At 46.3% G+C, this 20,678-nt stretch carries 15 protein-coding genes; 12 read left to right on the top strand and 3 right to left on the bottom strand.

Annotated elements, in window-relative coordinates; all coding sequences use genetic code 11:
* Window positions 1–495 precede the first annotated feature (495 nt).
* From QME03_RS04800 to QME03_RS04810, 3 genes are all read left to right on the top strand, one after another.
* Complete coding sequence (locus QME03_RS04800) at window positions 496–912, top strand: hypothetical protein (RefSeq protein ID WP_025815764.1); 417 nt, start codon at window positions 496–498, stop codon at window positions 910–912.
* 101 nt (window positions 913–1,013) lie between these two features.
* A complete protein-coding gene (locus QME03_RS04805) occupies window positions 1,014–5,945 on the top strand; it encodes a DUF4132 domain-containing protein (protein ID WP_281723643.1) in 4,932 nt (1,643 codons plus the stop codon).
* 225 nt (window positions 5,946–6,170) lie between these two features.
* Entirely contained in the window at window positions 6,171–6,749 is a 579-nt protein-coding gene (locus tag QME03_RS04810; protein WP_281723644.1) for a hypothetical protein, read from the top strand.
* A 1,190-nt stretch (window positions 6,750–7,939) separates the two neighbouring features.
* On the opposite strand, the gene QME03_RS04815 is transcribed toward QME03_RS04810, so the two are convergent.
* Together QME03_RS04815 and QME03_RS04820 are read right to left on the bottom strand one after the other, a co-directional pair.
* Window positions 7,940–8,344: a hypothetical protein gene (locus tag QME03_RS04815; RefSeq protein ID WP_281723645.1), complete on the bottom strand. Its 405-nt coding sequence runs from the start codon at window positions 8,342–8,344 to the stop codon at window positions 7,940–7,942.
* Between the two features lie 409 nt (window positions 8,345–8,753).
* Window positions 8,754–9,458: an SIR2 family NAD-dependent protein deacylase gene (locus tag QME03_RS04820; protein WP_281723646.1), complete on the bottom strand. Its 705-nt coding sequence runs from the start codon at window positions 9,456–9,458 to the stop codon at window positions 8,754–8,756.
* 262 nt (window positions 9,459–9,720) lie between these two features.
* Between QME03_RS04820 and QME03_RS04825 the strand changes: the two genes are divergently transcribed.
* The 6 genes from QME03_RS04825 (at window position 9,721) to QME03_RS04850 (ending at window position 16,682) form a co-directional block, all read left to right on the top strand.
* The gene (locus QME03_RS04825; RefSeq protein WP_281723647.1) at window positions 9,721–10,326 is read left to right on the top strand and encodes an FKBP-type peptidyl-prolyl cis-trans isomerase; all 606 of its coding nucleotides are present in this window, start codon (window positions 9,721–9,723) and stop codon (window positions 10,324–10,326) included.
* Between the two features lie 169 nt (window positions 10,327–10,495).
* Window positions 10,496–11,371, top strand: a complete 876-nt coding sequence (locus QME03_RS04830) for an FKBP-type peptidyl-prolyl cis-trans isomerase (RefSeq protein WP_281723648.1) — start codon at window positions 10,496–10,498, stop codon at window positions 11,369–11,371.
* Entirely contained in the window at window positions 11,371–12,348 is a 978-nt protein-coding gene (locus QME03_RS04835) for an FKBP-type peptidyl-prolyl cis-trans isomerase (protein ID WP_281723649.1), read from the top strand. The genes QME03_RS04830 and QME03_RS04835 overlap by 1 nt, the downstream gene beginning before the upstream one ends.
* A 476-nt stretch (window positions 12,349–12,824) precedes the next feature.
* Complete coding sequence (locus tag QME03_RS04840; RefSeq protein WP_110369984.1) at window positions 12,825–13,292, top strand: Lrp/AsnC family transcriptional regulator; 468 nt, start codon at window positions 12,825–12,827, stop codon at window positions 13,290–13,292.
* A 220-nt stretch (window positions 13,293–13,512) separates the two neighbouring features.
* Window positions 13,513–15,330: a membrane dipeptidase gene (locus QME03_RS04845; protein ID WP_281723650.1), complete on the top strand. Its 1,818-nt coding sequence runs from the start codon at window positions 13,513–13,515 to the stop codon at window positions 15,328–15,330.
* 323 nt (window positions 15,331–15,653) lie between these two features.
* The gene (locus QME03_RS04850; protein ID WP_281723651.1) at window positions 15,654–16,682 is read left to right on the top strand and encodes a M28 family peptidase; all 1,029 of its coding nucleotides are present in this window, start codon (window positions 15,654–15,656) and stop codon (window positions 16,680–16,682) included.
* 151 nt (window positions 16,683–16,833) lie between these two features.
* Here the strand turns inward: QME03_RS04850 and QME03_RS04855 are convergent, their stop codons facing one another.
* Window positions 16,834–17,760, bottom strand: a complete 927-nt coding sequence (locus QME03_RS04855; protein ID WP_281723652.1) for a site-specific tyrosine recombinase — start codon at window positions 17,758–17,760, stop codon at window positions 16,834–16,836.
* Window positions 17,761–17,805: 45 nt separating this feature from the next.
* Here QME03_RS04855 and aroQ point away from each other — a divergent pair, with 45 nt between their 5' ends.
* The 3 genes from aroQ to QME03_RS04870 all read left to right on the top strand — a co-directional run bounded on the left by aroQ (window position 17,806) and on the right by QME03_RS04870 (window position 19,891).
* Window positions 17,806–18,222 carry a type II 3-dehydroquinate dehydratase gene (gene aroQ / locus QME03_RS04860; protein WP_025817370.1) on the top strand — a complete coding sequence of 139 codons (417 nt, stop codon included), beginning with the start codon at window positions 17,806–17,808 and terminating at the stop codon, window positions 18,220–18,222.
* A 3-nt stretch (window positions 18,223–18,225) separates the two neighbouring features.
* Window positions 18,226–18,861 (top strand): O-methyltransferase, encoded by a 636-nt coding sequence (locus tag QME03_RS04865; protein ID WP_281723653.1) that lies wholly within the window; start codon window positions 18,226–18,228, stop codon window positions 18,859–18,861.
* Window positions 18,862–18,958: 97 nt separating this feature from the next.
* Complete coding sequence (locus QME03_RS04870; protein WP_281723654.1) at window positions 18,959–19,891, top strand: ABC transporter ATP-binding protein; 933 nt, start codon at window positions 18,959–18,961, stop codon at window positions 19,889–19,891.
* Window positions 19,892–20,678: the final 787 nt, after the last annotated feature.

Genomic DNA, 20,678 nt, shown 5'->3' on the forward strand with positions numbered 1-20,678 from the left:
ACAGGCAATCTGCTCGACAATAAAACAAAATCTGTTTAAGCTCTAATGACCGATTTGAGTTTAAACACTTTTTAATCTCAACACAACTATTACAACTACATTTGTGAAAGAGGAGCGAAATAACGCTGTTAGCAATCTTAAATATTGCAAACAACACCAAAAATGTAAAATAAAAAAGTATCTTTGTGGCATCAATCAACAAGATAAAGGCACTGCTCTCTACTCGCTCTAAGAGCGAAAGACAAGTGAATGCCTTACAAACCTTGACAATTATAGCCCTAAGCACTTGCCAACGGGTAGCTAACACTTGTAAACAAACTGCAACACGGCAAACAGTAGGCCCACCAATTGCAGACAATACAAGGTGCACGCCACAGCCTTTTGCTACAATTATACAGCCATTCAGCACCCGCCACTGGCCATAATTGAAAACAAAAAGGGGCAATGTCAACCTATTAGATTATACAATCGTGAACTTAAAAAACACCCAAAACAATGCGAATAACCGTAATAGCCAAAAATGCAGGCAAGAGAAAAGAATTGGGTAAACGCCAAATAGAGTTGGTTAAAACACCCCAAACCCTACAACAACTGCTTGAAGAACTTACGCTCGTGGGCTTGGCCGACGCTCAAGCCGAACGAAACAACCAGCCCTTAACGCAAAGCGACATCGACGCACAGGCCGAAGAAGGACGCGTTAAGTTTGCTGAAAACTACGCCACCAACAACGATACACCCGAGAAGTCGCTTGAACGCATGCGCCAAGCATTTGTCGATGGACTCTTTAGAGTGTTTGCCGATGGCGAAGAACTCACACAATGGGAGGGTCCTATTAGCTTAAAGGAAGACAGCGAACTGGTTTTCATTCGCTTCACCATGCTCACTGGCCTCTGTTGGAGATGCATTTTCTAACCCCTTTACTCACCGCCAAGGCACTCTGCCATGGATTTTCTCCAGCTTGACAACAACGCCTGGCATTTTCATAAGCAACTAAACCACACCTCATTTATAATATGCAAACCTATAAAGAATTGGTGGCTCAAGCCCACGAATACCTTAACGCCCTGGATAAGGGCAAGCTTAACAAATACGAAAAACTATTTGTTAAGAACATGCTAGAAGACAAAAACGACCTGAGAGAGTACTCTTTTAGTGGCGAAATCATTTCGCAAATGCCACTAATTAACGCCACGGCACTGGTTAATGCCGGCGGAGCTCTGCCCAATTTGTTGCCTGCAGAGCTTTCTGAGATGCTTGCTAACTATCTGCAAGAGCTGCATCAGTACTCACCAACTAGAGGTATTTACCGCATCAGTCTGCGCAACCGCGACGAAGACCTCAAAACAAACATGCACCAAGTGAAGGAAGCTTATTTCGCTTTCTTTGTGTTCGCCTTGATGGGCGCTGATATCGACAAGCTCGTTCGTGGACAATACCAAGTGAAAGACTGGGATTGGGGCGCGCCAGTATTCTCGCATGTAATCACTGCTTATATGCTTGCCAACGACCAACGCGCGCTGCAAGCTGCCAAAGAGGTGCTTACCAGCGAAAACAATGTGGGCATTATGACCCATGCTTTGATACGAAGCATCGAACGAACCAATAACGAAGAGCTGCACACACTGCTACTACAGGTGCTTAAAGCCGCTCAACTGCAAGAGGGACTAAGGCAGAGCATCGTGGAAACAGGTGACGAATGCAACCTCAACTTCTTTGAACAGCTGCTTCAAATCATTGACGAACAAAATTTGTTGCGCTTTGCTTCGGTGAGACGTTCCGTGCAAGCCTGGGCTGGACTGGCCTACGAAAACATCGAAGACAAAGACATCAAAACCATATTTCATGCCATCCGCACCTTCTTCCGCAACCCTGAGATGCGCGAAGAGGCCTATCGTGGCGACAATCCCCTACTGGTTTACGTGGCACTTTATTGCGCCGGACTGGACGATTACGCACAAAGCGAACAGGCTGCTTTAAGCCTTATAGACAGTCAATGCCCACAACAAGTGCGCGTGGCTGCTATATATTACCTTAACCGCAGCAGCATTTTTGAGGGCGAAAAACATCTCGATGTGCTGTGTAAACATCTCGACGACAAGTATGTGCTGGCCTTTACCACCAACGAACTCAATAACAGAGATAACTTTGATGCGGTGGATAGTGGCAAACTTGGCCTGTACAAAGGCGAAGAACGCAAACAAGCCGAGCTGCTTTTCGAAACCATTTTCGACTGGCATAAAACGCTTAAGGCCAACGAAAGTCTAACGTATGGCGGATTTGAATGGTTTGCTATGTCGGTTAGCAATGGCACTACAACAGATGTTTTGTGGTATCTGGCCTCGCGATTGGGCGACCAAACCTACATCGACCGCTTTTTAACGATGAAACAATCGGCCGTTTATGCGCACTTCATGAACGTTTATAAGTGGCGCGCCGATAAGAATGGACTCACGCCACTCGACCACTTTTTAAAAGATTTCTTCCCTAAGGCTAGCGAAGAAAGCAAAACAAAATTCGTTGTGAGCCACATTGTGAGCCTAGACCCCGACAAGTTTGAACGCTTTGAAAAGGTTGCTAAGAACTTGCATTACACCGAAGAGCAAGTAAAAACCATTGAGGGCAAACTCAAATCGAAGGTATCGTCTACCCGCCAACGCATCATTTCTATCTTGCTTTGGCTGCCCGACGAGCAACTCATTGAATGTTATAAACGCATTCAAAAACTTAAATCGCCCGACATTCAAGGCTCTCTAAGCGAACTGCGCGAAGCTTCGCCCACACTCACCAAGGCCTTTGAGGCACCCATTAGCCAAGAAGCGGGGCAGAGCATGAAGGTATATCCTGGCGAAGAAGGGGGATTTGGACTTTACAAACCTTCTGTTATCGAGATGCCCGAAATACAAAATCCCTTTAACGAAGACTCTAACAACGCACTAAAAGGCCTACTCTCTAAACTAATGGGAAAGAGTGGCGCGCCCGACTTAAGCAGTCTTTTCGCCTACAACTACGACTCGTTGATTGCCCTTTATCAAAAGTTTGAAGCCCTCATCAATGCCAATGCCGAGAAACAATACAAGAGTAAGTGGAACGATGAATATACCCTGGGCGATGCCTACCTGCGTGAGGTGAACTTTGATTCTGGCCTTAACAGCTTGCCTTTCCCCGAATTGTGGCAACAGTTCTTTAAAGATAACGATGTAAAAGACCAAGACCTCTATGGGCTTCATCTAATGGTTAGAAGTGTTGGCCAAAGCCAAGACGACTGGATTAGCCTAAATCTTGCTAACTATCCGCTCAACTCAAAACTAAGACAGCTGGAGTTGAAATACAGATCGCACTTTAATATGGTGATTGCTGCTCGCTTCCAAGATGTGTATAAAGAGCACCCCGAACTGTTTTTTGATGCATCCTATACCTTGGCTACAATATTTTTCTTCTATTGCAACGAAAAGAAAGTGGTGCGCAAAACCAAATACTCCACTTATATCTACCCCATCCCCACCTGCTTCCCCTTGCAACATGCTTTGCAAACGCTGCAATGTGCATGGCGCACCGATGAAGAGTTCGACGCCTGCTCTACGCTCTTGCTGGCTATCAGCAAAAAATTCTACTTGGACGATAAGGAGAAATCAAGAAGCAATTATCAAATTCCCCCTTTGATGGCCGCACGCATGAACCTCGAAGGAAAGCTTACCGACGACCAATTGATGCAACTCTTGATGGCCGAAAGTGGCGAAATGCTTGACACGGCTTCGTTTGTGGTGTTCTACGATCGCGACTATCGCCGCAAACCTGTTTGGAACTTGCAACCCAAAGACAGCCCCTACTCTGAGAAGGTTTACCGACATCTGCGCGATGTTATTAACCGCATTGCCAACCATCTGCTGGACATTGAACTCACAAGACGCAATGCTCCCACCGCGGCAACACAGCTTTTGTGCGGGCGTTATCGCAATAAAGTGGTGTTATGGGGCACTGCGGCCTTGCAAAAGGCTATGCAGGCGTTGGGTAAAGAACACCTGGTGCGCGACTATTATGCTAAAGAGAAACGCGCCGTGCTCACAGCATGCATTGTGAACTGCTACCCCTTGGAGACCGATAAACCCGAAATGCTGAAGGGTATTGAGCCTAGCCGACTGGTGGAACTGGCCTTCTTTGCCCCACAATGGATGGAACTGGTGCGCGAACACCTTAAATGGAAAGGCTTTAACGAGGCTTATTATTACTTTGTGGCACACACTAAAGAGAGCGACAGCGAAGCCAAACGTGCACAAATTGCACTCTACACCGACCTCGCTCCTGAAGAGCTGGCCGACGGCGCGTTTGATGCACGCCTGTTTAACGAGGCATTTAAGCTGGTGGGCAAACAGAAATTCGCCCTCTTCTACGATGCTGCTAAGTACATGGGAAGCAGCAACTACCACAGTAGGGCTCGCCGTTTTGCCGATGTTACACAAGGTTTGATTAAGGAAACCGAACTGTATGAGCAAATAGACAAAACCAGAAACAAAGACGCTTTGTGCGCACTGGGACTGGTGCCTCTGCCTAAATCAAAGGTAGACACAGCCTTATTGAAACGCTACAAACGCATTCAGGCTTTCTTAAAAGAAAGTAAACAGTTTGGCGCGCAACGCCAAACATCAGAGAAACGCACAGCCGAAATAGCACTCATCAACCTTGCTCGCTCGGCTGGATACGATGATGTGATACAGCTGGTGTGGCGAATGGAAGGCCATTTGGTGGCCGACAACAAGGCTGTGTTAGACGGATTGGAGGCCGATGGCTATCTCATTCGCATCGAAATTGCTGCTGATGGCACTAACAAACTCATTATTGAGAAAGACAATAAACCACTAAAATCGGTGCCCGCGAAGCTCAAGAAAAACGCTGTTTACTTGCAAGTGAACCAAACACACAAAGACTGGACACTGCAATATCGCCGTGCTCGTGAGATTTTTGAAGACATGATGCGACAACAAACCACCATCATGCCTGCCGATGCTGCCGTGATTGAGCAAAATCCCATCGTCTCTCCGCTCTTTGCTAAGCTGCTGGTGCAACAAAACAACAATATAGGACGCTATGCCAATGGTAAGCTTCTCACCTTGGATGGCCTGCTAGACATCGACCCCAAAACGCCGCTTACCATCGTTCACCCTTACCATCTGCACGCATCGGGCAAGTGGGCGGCTTGGCAAAGCCATGTGTTCGAAACACAATTGGTGCAACCTTTCAAACAAGTGTTCCGCGAATTGTACGTGCCCACACAAGACGAAGCCGACAAAGACGAAAGCCGCCGTTACAGTGGTTACCAAATACAGGTGCGACAAACGCTGGCTACACTGCGCTCGCGCGGCTGGGTGGCCGACTACGAATCGGGACTGCGTAAGGTGTTCCACAAGCAAGGGGTGGTGGTAACGCTCTATGCAAGGGCCGATTGGTTTAGTCCGTCGGATGCCGAAGCACCCGCTATCGAGTATGTTAGCTTTAATCGCACTCGCGGAACAGAGCCTTTATACATCAGCGATATCGACCCCGTGCTGTATAGTGAGGTGATGCGCGATGTGGATTTAACGGTAAGTATTGCATTCGTGGGTGGCGTCGACCCCGAAACAGGCCAGTCAACACGCGAACTACGCGCAGCTATTGTGCGATGCACTGCCGAGATGCTCAAACTCAACAACGTGCGCGTGGATGGCAATTTCGCCTTCATCAAAGGCACATTGGCCGAATACACCGTACATCTAGGTTCGGCTATTGTGCGACAAAAGGGTGGAAACGAAATTCCTATCATACCTGTTCACAGCTCGCAACGTGGTAAACTCTATCTGCCTTTTGTTGACGAAGACCCCAAAACGGTGGAAATCGTGTCGAAAGTGGTGTTGCTAGCCGAAGACAACAAACTGAAAGACCCAACCATCTTGCAATGGATTGAAAGACAATAAGGCCTTAGCCCTGGGGCCGTACTGTGGTTTTGGTTCACCACGCGGCCCGCAGGCTGTGCTTTGTGATACGCAATAATACTAAGGGGCTGAGCCAAATGCTGCTGCATACTGGCTTAGCCCTGAAGTTTTTTACGTTGGTGGGCCATTTTTTTTAGCCCTAACAGGGCACAAGAACTACGCAAGCGCGTTCTTACATTAAAAAATCATTTATAAATCGATTAAAACATGAAGCACTTTATCCTTGTTTTCGTACTGCTACTTATGCTCAACCCTTATGCTGATGCTGGCAGAACGGCTAAGTTGTGGCGCATAATTGCGAACGTTACGGCAGAAAAAGATGGAGACACCCGCTACGAAGTGGTAGAATCGATGGCTTATTCGTGGAATAAAAAGATAAGCCACGCAACGGGTTCTAACCAACTATCCCATTATAAAAGCATTCACCAATACGACATTATCCCTTTTTTCGAGGCGATTATCTTCAAGCACAAAAAGGCATTGCCCATCAAACCAAGCCACATAAGCTATCGCTGCCAGCATGCACTTATCAAAAGGCTGACCCACAATTCCACCTTCACAATACAACTGCTTACATTTGGCAGGGGGCAAGACAAATGGCTAAACTACCTAAAAAAGCAGATTGGCAACAAGCCCGTGCAGGTGAATATAGTATCCGAAGCGCCCGTTTCGTGCTTCTCTTATTGGCATGCAAACACGCTCGTTGTTGTGTGTTACAACCTGTTTGACAAACAAGAAGAGATAAAACCATTGGTAGATGCCTATATTGAGCAGGTTGCTAAATAGTGATTAACTACGCCACAATCTGCCAGAGGGAAATTTTAACACGAAAGTGTTTAGCTGCTTAGCACAAAAGTACTAAGCTGTTTAGCACGATAGTGTTAAGCTGTATAGCACGCAAACACACTGCCCACTGTGCCATTACACGTTTGCCGTGCACCCTCACAGGGTAAGCACAATCACATTTATTGCTGCAAGCTCACTTTGCCTTTAACCCTAATCAGCATTTCACAGCCTAATCGCCTAGAACGAATGTGCCAAGCGGGGGCATTAGGGTTAAACCCAAAAGTTAGGTAACAGCGTTTGTGCAATCTATCTTCCTTGCATGGTATGTTAAATGCGGTATTATTATTTTACAAAACACACCCTCCAAGCCAACCCCTTCTAGCGAAAAACAAGGCGTAAAAACATGCTTTTTGCCCCTTTTCTGTTGTCACGCATCTTATTTTTACGTCGATTTTGAGCAAAAAAAGTGCATTTTGCACCATTTTGCCTTTCTATTTGCTCGCCAACTCACGAAAATTCATCGTCCCAAAAACAGCTTTTCGTAGGTAAAAAGGCCCTATTTTGGGGTGTTTTGGCCTTCGAAAAGTGAAAATTTCGCACCCTTTAGTCTACTTCAATCCGCTCTTTCGTCTACGTTTTGCACCATTTTACCTTGCGTTTTGCTGCATTTTACCTTGCGTTTAGCACGAGTTAGCACTGCGTTTACTAGGAGATAGCACTGCGTTTTGCTGCATATTGCAGTGCATTTTGCTGCAAATAGCCCAAAAACTAACGGAAAACACGGTTTATTTCAACGAAAGTTCGTTTTTTCGACAATCAAAAACAAAGCTTATTTTCACCCCTCGAAACCTTCGCGAGAATCGATTATTTGCTAGCGAGCGCATACTTGGTTGCAAATTTCGCACTCATAATGTTAAATTTTGTGCGTTTTATTTTACATCGCACAAAGAGAAGCGACAATAAACCTAAGCCTAAGCAAGAAGAAAAAGAAATAAACACGCCCCAAAGACCAAGGCTAACAACACCATTAGCCACAGCGAACCAAACGCCACCGCGTGGTGCGCATCTTAAACATAAGTGATTAGTGGCAAGAAAAAGCAGTTGAGCATTAACCAACACCACCTCTTAGCAAAAAAAAACGCCACACCAAGGGGCATAAAGTCCAGGTGTGGCGATGAGAAAATCGTTAATTAACGGCGAACACGCGTATTGGTATAACTGGTGAATTGCTGTACACCCGTTGCGCCAGTTACGCCCGTTAGTGTGAGGTTGCTACCTTTTACAGAACAAGAATAAACCTTTGTTGTGTTAGTTCCCTTCACTTTGCAAGTCAAGGTGTTGTTGGTAAAGGTATAAGTTCCTACTTCGGTGTTTACGTTTGTGTTAATGTCGTTGGTTATGAAGTACTGATGGTACTCGTCGAACACAATGTAATAGGTTGGAGTGGTGTTTGAAATCCACGAGCCAACGATAGGGCTCTTTTCAATATCTTCTCCGTTTTCGCTAACACAAGATGCAAATGTTAAGCCGCCCACGAGCAACACGAGCATTGCAACAACATGTAATGCGCGATTTTTTAAAATGGTACTTTTCATGTACTTATTTTCCTTTCTAATATTTATGAATTAATACGCCACAAAGTTACGACAATTGCCGTTAATGCGAAAGTGAATAACCACTTTTTTTATTTTTTTTAGTTCGGTTCTAAAAGCAATCTTCTTGTCCAGGATTTGCTTTTCTCAAGTTCTTAAAGAAACATCGCTAGCGCAAACACAGCTACACGCTGATTACATAATGAAGATTAACGCGTAAGTGCTTCACACATAGAATAAAAAGCTGTGCTGCAAAACAAAAAAAAGCGACAGGCATCGCTATTTTCCATACACAAACGCATGGTGAAAGCGCGATGCAAGTCGCAAAAAAGGAAGATAGACCGCCCCGTTTAGATTGCACGAGCACGCTTCATGGCAAAGAAGCTAACCCCAAAGCAAAACAAGCGGTTTGTTAAAGTTTAGCCATCAACTGCTCCATACCCTGCGATGCGCCCATGCGCAAGTGCTGAACTCGAGGATATTGCTGCGTCTCTACCGTCTCGGGGTCGATGAGATAAATAGGCGTGGAAGGCGGCGCGTAGGCCAAAAGTCCAGCAGCGGGGTAAACATTGAGCGAAGTACCGATAACCACAAGCACGTCGGCCTGCTTCACCGTGCGTGCAGCGCGTTCGATAAGTGGCACAGCTTCGCCAAAGAACACGATGTAAGGCCTGAGCAACGAGCCATCTTCGGCCCTTTCGTTGGGTGCAACGAGAGGGTTATCAGGCGTTAGCTGGCGAATATATCGCGGATTATTAGGGTCGGCCGACGAGCACACTTTAAGCAGTTCGCCATGTAAATGTATCACAAACGACGAGCCAGCGCGTTCGTGTAAGTCATCAACATTTTGTGTAATAACCGACACTTGACATTGTTTTTCCAGTTCGGCGATAAGCAGATGGCCTTTATTAGGCTGTGCGCCGAAGAGTTGTTGTCGCCTTTCGTTGTAGAATTGGTTCACCAGATTGGGGTCGGCAAGCCAGCCATCATGCGATGCCACCTGCATCACAGGATAGTTTTCCCATAGTCCGTCGTTACCTCTAAACGTCTTGATGCCACTTTCGGCCGACATTCCCGCACCAGTTAGAAAGACGATGTGTTTGTTTTTTGAGTTCATGTTGTTTTGGTTTAAATGGTTATGTGCCCCTTTTCTTTGCATCGCCGGCGCTCGTTTCGTTGTAGCGCGGTATGAAACTGCTTGCAGCAAAACCATCATTTCGTGGCGTATGTACTATCAGAGCCAGTCTGAAAACAAGCGGGCAGGCTGCTTGTCACCCCAAATTTAGTGATTTTTTTTCAAATAAACGTATCTGATAAGATAAATAATTGTAACTTTGTACCATTGTACTAAAAATAAAGAGATTAAAGACAATATTGTTATGGATAAACTTAGTTATGCTTTGGGATTAAGCATAGGTCGCCAACTGTCGCAAATGGGCGTTGCCGAATTAAATGCAGGCGATTTCGCACAGGCAGTTAAAGACATGATTGACGGCAAAGAGTCGCAAATTCCCACCAACGAAGCACAGCAACTATTGGGAGAATACTTCCGCCAGCAAGAAGAAAAACAGCGCGCAGAGGCAGCCGAGAAGTACAAGGGAGCAAAAAGCGAGGGCGAAAAATATCTTGCTGAAAATGCCAAAAAAGACGGTGTGATTACGCTTCCCAGTGGTTTGCAATACCTGGTGCTTAAAGAAGGCAACGGCAAAAGCCCCAAGGCTACAGACAATGTGGTATGCCATTACGAGGGAATGCTCGTAGATGGTACCATGTTCGATAGCTCTATCCAGCGCGGTGAGCCTGCAACATTCCCACTAAACGGCGTTATTGCTGGTTGGACCGAAGGTTTGCAGCTGATGAAAGAGGGTGCTAAATATCGCTTCTTCATCCCCTATCAATTGGGTTATGGCGAGCGTGGTGCTGGTGCTTCTATCCCTCCTTTCGCCTCATTGATATTTGATGTGGAGCTAATTGAGGTGAAATAAACACCCCAAAAGATAGAAAAGCCTAGCCCACAGCTTTACATCATGGGCAACAAGGGCGCTTTCTCCACAAGAAAACTGTTAACGCTAGAGGGCTTACGCCCAAAACATAGGCACATTCCCATGAGCCTACAAGATAAGCAGAAACTTTAAAAAACAACAAAATAATTAAATGAAGAAATTAACAATCCTAGCAGCAGTGGCAATTGCCGCAGCTACTTTCACGGCTTGTGGCAACTCTACGCCTAAAGCCGACCTAAAGAACGACATCGACACCCTGAGTTACGCCCTTGGCCTCAGCCAAACACAAGGTCTGAGAGACTATCTTAGCCGCGGTTTGAACGTAGACACAGCCTACATCGACGAGTTTGTTAAGGGTCTTAACGATGGTGCTAACGCTGGCGACGACAAAAAGAAGGCCGCTTACTATGCAGGCGTTCAAATTGGTCAGCAAATCTCTAACCAAATGGTTAAGGGTATCAATCACGAACTCTTTGGAGAAGATTCTACTAAGACCATCTCTATGAAGAATTTCTTGGCTGGTTTTATCACCGGAGCTAAGGGAAAGAAAGGCTTGATGACACAAGAACAGGCCTTGAAGTGCGTTCAAGAAAAGGCTGAAGACATCAAATCTAAGTCGGCCGAAGCCGCATACGGCGCTAATAAGGAAGCTGGAAAGAAGTTCTTGGCCGAAAACGCTAAGAAACCCGGCGTAAAACAACTGCCCAACGGTGTACAATACAAAGTGATTAAAGAAGGAAACGGCGAAATACCTAAAGATACTTCTGTGGTTAAGGTGCAATACGAAGGCAAAACCATCGATGGTAAGGTATTCGACAGCACTTATCAACGCGGCGAGCCCGTTACTATGCGTGCCAACCAAGTAATTAAGGGATGGACCGAAGCACTCACCCACATGCCCGCAGGTAGCGTTTGGGAAGTATATATCCCCGAAGACATGGCCTATGGCTCACGCGATCAAGGCAACATTAAGCCCTTCTCTACACTTATTTTCAAAATCGAATTGGTTTCAGTAGGCGAAAAATAATGAAAAAAACAACCTATTTGGCACTCGCACTTTTAGCGAGTGCCACCTTTAATACCGCCCTCGCAGGCAAAAAGAAAGACGCAGTACAGGTGGCAACTCCTGCCCCTGTAGAGTTAAAAACCACTTCCGACTCGATGAGTTACGCTGCCGGTATGGCTGCAACAAAGGGTCTCATGACTTTTGTTCAGCAACAATATAAGGTGGATACCACCTATATGGCCGACTTCATTCGCGGTTTTCGCAAGGCGCTAGACAACCAAACCGATGCTGCTTTTGCCGCTTATGTAGCTGGTATACAAATAGCACAGATGGCACAACAGCGTATTTTGCCCTCAATGCAACACGAGTTTGAAGGAACGAAAGACTCTATTTCGGCTAAAAACTTCTACATCGGATTTGTAGATGCACTACAAAAAAACTTCACTAAATATACTGAAGACGAAGCTCAACAACTCTTAGAAAAGCGCATTGAGGCCGCTCAAAAGGCTAAAGTTGAAGCTCAAATTAGTACAGGTAGAAACTGGTTGGCCGAGAATGCTAAAAAACCAGGCGTGGTGACACTGCCTAGCGGACTGCAATATAAGGTGATTACCAATGGCGCAGGCGAAAAACCCACAGCAACAGACGAGGTGGTTGTGAAGTACGAAGGTAAACTTATCGATGGTACGATATTCGATAGCAGCTACAGTCGCACACCAGACATTTCGCAATTCCAAGTCAATCGCGTGATTGCTGGTTGGACCGAAGCCATGCAACTGATGACTCCTGGCAGCAAATGGGAACTTTATATCCCTCAAAACTTGGCCTATGGAGCAAACCAAATGGGCTCTATCCCTCCCTACTCTACGCTTATCTTCACCGTAGAACTAATCAAAGTGGTTAAAGCGAAGCCCGAAGCTAACACCGATGCAAGCGAAACAAAGGTGGCTAAACCTGCAAAAAAGGCTACTCGCCCTGCTGCAAAGAAAAGAAAATAACAAGCTATAAACCTGGTCTTTGGCTAAAAAAGCTTGCGTAAACGCTACCCCAATACGCCATTAACCAGCTTAAAGCAACCTAACAATAAGAGGTTAGAAACTAAGTGCATGCACCTGACGCCCACCTGCGGCCATCAATACCGCAAAAAGCGTTGACAAACATTGGGATAACTTGCTATTTAACACGCCCAGAACAACAAAGAGCTATGAGAACAACTAGCTAACAAACATCAACTAGCAAGAAAGTGGCTCGATAAGCATCTGGATTTTTTACGTAAATAGACAATCCCATGTGCATATTTCACTTAGCTTCTAACCTCTTAATTTATCTTTAATGACGTTAACCAATTGTCAAAAGCCCCCATAAACACCTTTTTATCTAACTTTTTGTTGTTCGTTTCATTTAAATTGTTTACATTTGCTGCAGTTTACGAACACATTAAAACAACTAAATCATAAAACACGTTTAACAAAACATGGAGAAAATAGACAGCCTAGACAAGAAAATCTTGAACATCTTGTCGCAAAATGCCCGCATCCCATTTAAAGACGTGGCAGCAGAATGCGGTGTATCGCGTGCTGCAATACACCAACGCGTGCAACACCTAATAGAAAACGGTGTTATCACTGGTAGCGGTTTCGACGTTAATCCCAAGAGTTTGGGCTATTCAACATGCACTTATATAGGGCTTAACCTCGAACGTGGCAGCATGTATAAGAATGTTGTGTCGAGACTTACTAGCATTCCCGAAATCGTTGAGTGTCACTTTACCACAGGTTCGTACACCATGCTCATCAAGCTTTACGCCAAAGACAACGAGCAACTAATGGACTTACTCAACAATAAACTGCAAACCATCCCTGGTGTTGTGTCTACCGAGACACTCATTTCTCTCGAACAAAGTATCAAAAGAGAGATTTTGGTAGACCCCGAAGAGAAATAAGGAAAGAGAGAAAAGGTTAAAAGTCAGGCCTGTGCTGCATCAAAAAGCAGCAAGGCGAAGTAATCACGCCCTAGAACGCGACTTTATCGCTAGCGCTTGTTTGCATAGCAACTTGCAAACAAGGCTTTAAAGCCTTTTGGTTAACCACAAACTCGCCTGCATCGAAACCTTTACTCAAAGTCTTCTGTTACCTTATTTCCCAAACTAACTGCAAAAATTCATGCACAACTTCGATTTTCAAGCGCAATTAAAAAACATATACGCTTCGTTTCCACAAGCTAAGCGCCAACCCGTTATCGGCTTAACGGCCAATTTTAACGACGAAAGCGCCATGCTAGCAGACCGTTATTACCGCCAAGTAATTAACGCTGGGGGCACGCCCGTGCTCATTCCGCCAGTTGATAACGTGGATGTTATTGTGAATACACTAAACAACATCGACGCACTTATCCTCACTGGAGGGGCCGATCTCAACCCGCTTTGGGCTGGAGAGGAGCCTTCGCCACGCTTACATGGCGTTAATCCCGAGCGCGATTTGCCCGAACTGCTCATCACGCAGTTGGCTTATAACCGCCAAATCCCTATCCTTGGCATCTGCCGTGGCATGCAAACAATGGCCATAGCACTGGGTGGAAAGGTGGCGCAAGATATCGAAGAGCATTTTACTTACGAGGTTCGACGCGCCTTGGCAGAACGAGAATTCAAACACTTCTTGCCTAGGTTCGCCGATAATCTGATACAACATTCGCAAGACGCACCACGCAATTTGGCCACGCAAACGGTGTATTTCGAACCCCAATCGCTACTAACAGAGATTTTCCATGCTAGTAGCATGCATGTAAACTCGTTCCATCATCAAGCCGTTTGCAATGCTGGCAGCAAGTTTAAGTTTACTGCAGCCACTGTAGATGGTGTGCCCGAGGCAATGGAAAGCACCGAGTTTAAACCTCTCTTGGGCGTGCAATGGCATCCCGAATGGATGGAAGAACAGGGTCTTCCGCTGTTTCAATGGCTGGTTAAACAAGCCGAAATCTTTGCCGAAGCCAAACGTATGCACGACAAAGTGCTTACACTCGACACGCATTGCGATACACCAATGTTCTTTCCGCTTAACGTTAGATTCGACCAACGCGACCCACGAATACTCGTAGATCTGCATAAAATGACCGAAGGTAGACAGGATGCAACCACCATGGTGGCCTATTTGCCACAACCCAAAGCTGGAGAAGCCTTTCGCAACAAAGTGGCTTTCGACGTGTCGGGCCCACGAAGTTATGCCGATTTGATATTCGATAAGATTGAAAACATCGTGGCACAAAACAGCGAACACGTGGCTTTAGCTCGCTCGCCTCAACAACTTTATGCCAATAAAGCTGCGGGGAAAAAGAGTATTGTGCTGGGAATAGAAAACGGTTTGGCACTCGAAAACGACTTAACCAACGTGGCTCACTTTGCTCATCGGGGCGTTTCGTACATCACTTTATGCCATAACGGCGATAACGACATCTGCGATAGTGCTCGCGGAACAGCTACTCATGGTGGTGTTAGCGAGTTTGGACGTCGCGTTATCGAAGAGATGAACCGCATGGGTATCATGGTTGACCTTAGTCATGGGGCCGAATCCAGCTTCTACGATGCACTAGAAATTAGCCGTCACCCCATCGTTTGCAGTCATAGCAACTGCAAAGCGCTGTGCGATGTGCCCCGAAATCTCTCCGACGAACAGCTGCGTGCGCTTGCTGCTAAGGGCGGAGTGGCGCACATTACACTATATAAGGGCTTTCTACGAACATTAGGCGAAGCCAACATCTACGACGCTATGGAGCACCTTGAGCACGCAATAAAGGTGATGGGTATAGACCACGTGGGGCTTGGAACCGACTTCGACGGCGACGGTGGCGTGCGAGGCATAGCCAATTCGTCGGAAATAATCAACTTCACCATCCAACTTTTGCACCGCCGTTTCTCCGAAACAGACATCAAAAAGATATGGGGCGGCAACTGGTTAAGGGTGATGCAACAATGTAAAGCGCAATAATTCGAAAGTAAGATGTGGGATTGAACGAACGTGTTGATGAGTTAATGCATTGATGAGTTGAAGTATTAATCCGTTGATAAGTTAATAACTTGATAACTTGATGAGTTAATAAGCTAATGAGTTAATCAGTTGATGACTTAATAAATGGATGAGTCAAAGCGTTAATAAGTTGACAAGCCTACGAAGTTATGCATTTAAACAGCGGCCCATTTCCAACAATTAAAAGTCACATCTCCATATATATGTATCGCCATAGGTTGCAAACAAGACTCTCGCAAACACTTTTGAGGTAGTTATCAGCTGTTCTATAAATTCAAAAATCAATGAAAAAAACCACCATAGCAGTTATCATGCTTGCCGTTATAGCCATCATAGCCTATTCGTTGGGCTTGTTTTCACCCTCACAGAGTGCAGCAGAAGAAGCCGAAGCCGCTGAAATGGCAGCTGCAGAGAAGCTAAATCCCACCGGACCAACCTTTAATGCCGACTCGGCTTATGCCTTTATCGCTGCTCAATGCGCCTTCGGACCACGGTCGATGAACACAAAGAGCCACGACGAATGTGGCGAATGGATTGCAAAGAAATTTGAAAGTTATGGCTGCAAGATTACCAACCAGCGTGCCGAGCTGCGCGGTTATGATGGTACAATGCTGCGAAGTCGCAACATTATTGCCAGTTATAAGCCCGAAGCAACAACGCGTGTGCTGCTCTGTGCTCACTGGGACACGCGTCCTTGGGCCGACAACGACCCCGACAGCACCAATTGGCGCAAGCCTATTGATGGCGCAAACGATGGCGCAAGCGGCGTGGGCGTGATGCTAGAGATTGCTCGACTGCTACAACAAAACAAGGATTTGGCCATCGGTGTAGACTTTGTTTGTCTTGATGCCGAAGACTGGGGCACGCCAAAATGGAGCAATCAGGCCGACAGTGAAGACACTTGGGCATTGGGTGCACAATATTTTGCCACCAACCTACCCACTGGTTACGAGGCTCGTTATGGCATTTTACTCGATATGGTGGGCGGTCGTGGCTCTAAGTTTTATCGTGAAGGCATGTCGATGGCCTTTGCTCCCGACATCGTAAAGAAGGTATGGCGCGCTGCTCGAGCAGCTGGTTTCGGCAGTTATTTCCCCAAAACAGATGGCGGAATGATTACAGACGACCATGTGCCTCTTAATCAAAAGGCCAACATCCCAACGATAGACATCATTCCTTATTATCCCGATTGCGTGCAAAGTTCGTTTGGACCAACATGGCACACCATCAACGATAACCTCCAAAACATCGATCCCAACACGCTAAAAGCCGTGGGACAAACGGTTATACAAGTGCTTTTTACTGAGAAATAAGGATTTCTAAACTAAAAACCTAGAATACCTAGGATACTTGGGATGCCTAGAACACCTAGGATATCTAAAAATATAGAAAGCCTAGAAAACCCTAAAACACTAGAATACCTAGGATAACTAGAACCCCACCCACCCGAAATCCCTTCCACGTTCACCTTTTTTCGGCCTCTTTCTTATTTCTTGGGTGATGTTTAGTTATTTCCTCTCTCAGCGATGAAGTGTCTATGTGGGTATAAATCTCGGTAGTAGCAATATCTTCGTGGCCCATCATAGCCTGAATAGCGATGAGGTCGGCGCCCCCTTCAAGCAAAGCCGTAGCAAACGAGTGGCGAAGCGTGTGCGGACTAATAGTCTTGGTGATGCCTGCTTCCACCGCTTGGCGCTTAATCATGATAAGAATCATGGTGCGAGTAAGGTGTGCGCCACGCCTATTAAGAAACACATAATCCTCCTCACCTGGTTTAATGCGCATAGCGTTGCGGTCAACAAACCAAGCCTTTAATTCGTCTAGTGCCCTGCTTGATATAGGCACTAGCCGTTCTTTATCTCCCTTTCCAGTTACGCGAAGAAACTTTTCCTCCACGTAAAGGTTAGAAAGCTTCAGATTAACAAGTTCCGACACACGCAGTCCGCAACTAAACAACACCTCTATAATAGCCCTATTGCGTTGCCCTTCCCATTTAGAAAGGTCAACCGATGCCTCCAAGCGGTCAACCTCGGCCGTGCTAAGCACATCGGGCAAAGCATTGCGAACATGTGGCGACATCAGCAATTCGGTTGGGTCGGAGTCGATAAAACCATCGAGAAGCAGAAATCTAAAAAACGAACGAACACCACTTAATATCCGTGCTTGCGACCGTGGCGTGATGCGTTGGTCGTGAAGCGAAGCCGAAAAGTTATCTAAATGCTCTAGCGTAACAGCCTCAACCTTCAGTCCATGGTAGTTGATATAACCCAATAGCCAGCGCAAATCGTTGCGATATGCCTCAATGGTGTTTGGGCTAAGGTTGCGTTCCAATTTTAGGTAGCGCATATAGCTCTTCACCATATTGTCGACGGTTTTATTTTCTCTTTCCATCGTTTATTCGTAATTTTGTGAACAAAAGTACAAAATAAAGCTGACATGACGATACAAATCATCAATGGGCCCAACCTTAACTTGCTGGGCGTGCGCGAACCAGGCATATATGGCGACACTTCGTTCAACGATTTCTTGCCTCGCCTGCGTGCGCTTTTCCCCGACATGCAGATTGATTACTTTCAAAGCAACCACGAAGGCCAACTCATAGACAAGTTGCAAGAAGTGGGTTTCACCTGCGATGGCATCGTGCTCAACGCTGCAGCTTACACACACACCAGCATTGCATTGGCCGATTGCATCAAGGCGATAAGCGCACCTGTTGTTGAAGTGCATATCTCTAACGTGCACCAACGCGAACCATTCAGGCATCAAAGCCTCATCGCTGCCGCATGTAAGGGCGTGATTTGTGGCTTCGGATTAGATAGTTACCGACTGGCTGTGGCCAGTTTCAAACCCTAAAGCATGGACCAAGATACCTACATCGCCAACCACATCGACCCCGAAGGCGATTATCTTTATCAACTTTATCGAGCCACCAACATCCACACGTTGCACGGACGCATGGCAAGTGGACATCTACAAGGCCGCTTGCTTAAAATGCTTGTGCACATGACACAAGCCAAACGCGTGCTCGAAGTGGGTACCTTTAGCGGATATAGCGCCATTTGTTTGGCGCAAGGATTGCCCGATGATGGGTTGCTCTACACTTTTGAAATTAACGACGAGCAAGAAGACTTTACTCGACCCTGGATTGAAAACAGCGATGTGGCCAGCAAAATACGCTTCATCATAGGCGATGCCATCACCCAAGCACCACAACTGGGCGTAACCTTCGACCTCGTGTTTATTGATGGCGACAAGCGCACTTATGTGGAAACCTACGAAATGGCGCTCACCGTGCTGCGACAAGGGGGCTTTATCATGGCTGATAACACGCTGTGGGATGGTCATGTGTTCGATTCGGCCTACGATAAAGACCAACAAACACTGGGCATACGCCGATTTAACGACCTCGTGGCTACCGACACACGCGTTGAAAAAGTGATTTTGCCTCTGCGCGACGGACTAACCTTGATACGCAAAATTGCTTCCCAGTAAACAATCCTCACGCACAAACATCTGCAATTAAACGTTTAACCACACTCGCCTGCTGCTTTGGCTAAACATTTTTTCCAACAAACACCCACTCCCCACCATGCCCTCCATAACCCTCAACAACCTCTCTGTGGGCTATCTCCGTGGTCGTCGCTCACCCATCAGCGTGCTAACCCACATCAACGCCACCCTACAATCGGGGCGTTTAACCTGTCTTGTGGGTGCCAATGGCATAGGCAAAAGCACGCTGCTGCGCACACTGGTCGCCTTTCAGCCCCCTTTAGCTGGACAAATACTTTACAATCAGGGCGATAACCACGCCCCCACCAGTCTCACTTCACTATCGCAAACCCAGTTGGCAAGGGTTATCAGCGTGGTGCTTACCACCAAAACTAGCGTTGAAAACCTCACCGTACAACAAGTTGTGGCCCTTGGACGCTCACCCTACACCAATATTTGGGGCACACTTCGCGCCCACGACCACCACAAGGTGCAATGGGCCATGCACGCAGTGGGCATAACTGCCCTGCAAAACCGCATGGTGCAGACACTTAGCGACGGCGAAAGACAAAAAATGATGATTGCAAAAGCCTTGGCACAAGATACACCCGTAATGCTACTCGATGAGCCAACAGCTTTTCTCGACTATAAAAGTAAGGTGGAAATGATGACCTTACTTAGTGCATTGGCCCACGAAACCAATAAGATGGTGCTTCTTTCCACCCACGATTTAGAACAGGCTGTGCACACCGCCGACGCGCTTTGGGTAGTAACTAAGGGCCAAGCCCAACACTCAAACCCACAAGACACAACCACTAACCACACCAACCATCTTGCCCATTTGCAGGTGCTTGAAAAACGCTGCCTTACCAATGAGCAAGGCCAACAACACATGGCTTTCTGCACTGAAGGCCAAGCCGAAAGCCCACAGCAAGCCCAACTAACACTCGCTTCTACCACCGACTACCACCAACGCACGCAAGCCCTCTTACAACTGCTGGGCGAAGAGTTGGCCACGTTCAACGGGTTGTAAAATATTTCGCACAGATTTTAACATTATGAGTGCGATATTTGCAAGCAATCGCCCACTCGCTCGCAAAAAAACAATTCTCGCGTGAGTTTGATTGGTCAAAAAAAGCGATACACTCATAAAAGTCAGCAAGTGGCGTTTTAGCATAAATAAACCGCATTTTACACCAAAAATCGAGCTAATTGCAGCAAAATGCAGTGCTAAATGCAGCAAAACGCAGTGCTAACTCCTACTAAACGCAAGGCTAACTCGTGCTAAACGCAAGGTAAAATGCAGCAAAACGCAAGGTAAAATGGTGCTTTTTGCACACGTTTTGGGGCAGCAGAAGCCATCCATGTACAAAAAAATTACCTTTACCCGGATAGAAAAAGGCCATTATTAGGGGCATTTTGGGGGCAAAAAGCACGTTTTTGGGCGATAAAAAACCCAACGTCTTCACCAAACTAGAACAGCAAAAAGGTGCAAAAAGCACGTTTTGGGGTAAAACTTGGCGCAAAAATAAAACTCAGAACTGTGTTTTTGGAGATAAAAAACCCCTTTTTAGCCAGATAATGCTCTAAAAAGGGTCACCCACAGAGGTGTGCTTTGTAAAATATTTACACCGCATTTAACGCAGCGCACTAAGTCCCAATCTTGCCCAAAAACAGCTAACAAATCAAACATTTGATATAAGCAAATCACCATATTGTGGCCATCATTCGCATTTTTTTGATAGCCAGAACCTGTTTTTCCTGTCCGTGCAATCCCACCTAATGACAGTGATGTTCCCTAGCAGCAGCAAAACCACTTT

This window comes from Hoylesella shahii (assembly GCF_937990675.1).
Taxonomy (GTDB): Bacteria; Bacteroidota; Bacteroidia; order Bacteroidales; family Bacteroidaceae; genus Prevotella; species Prevotella shahii.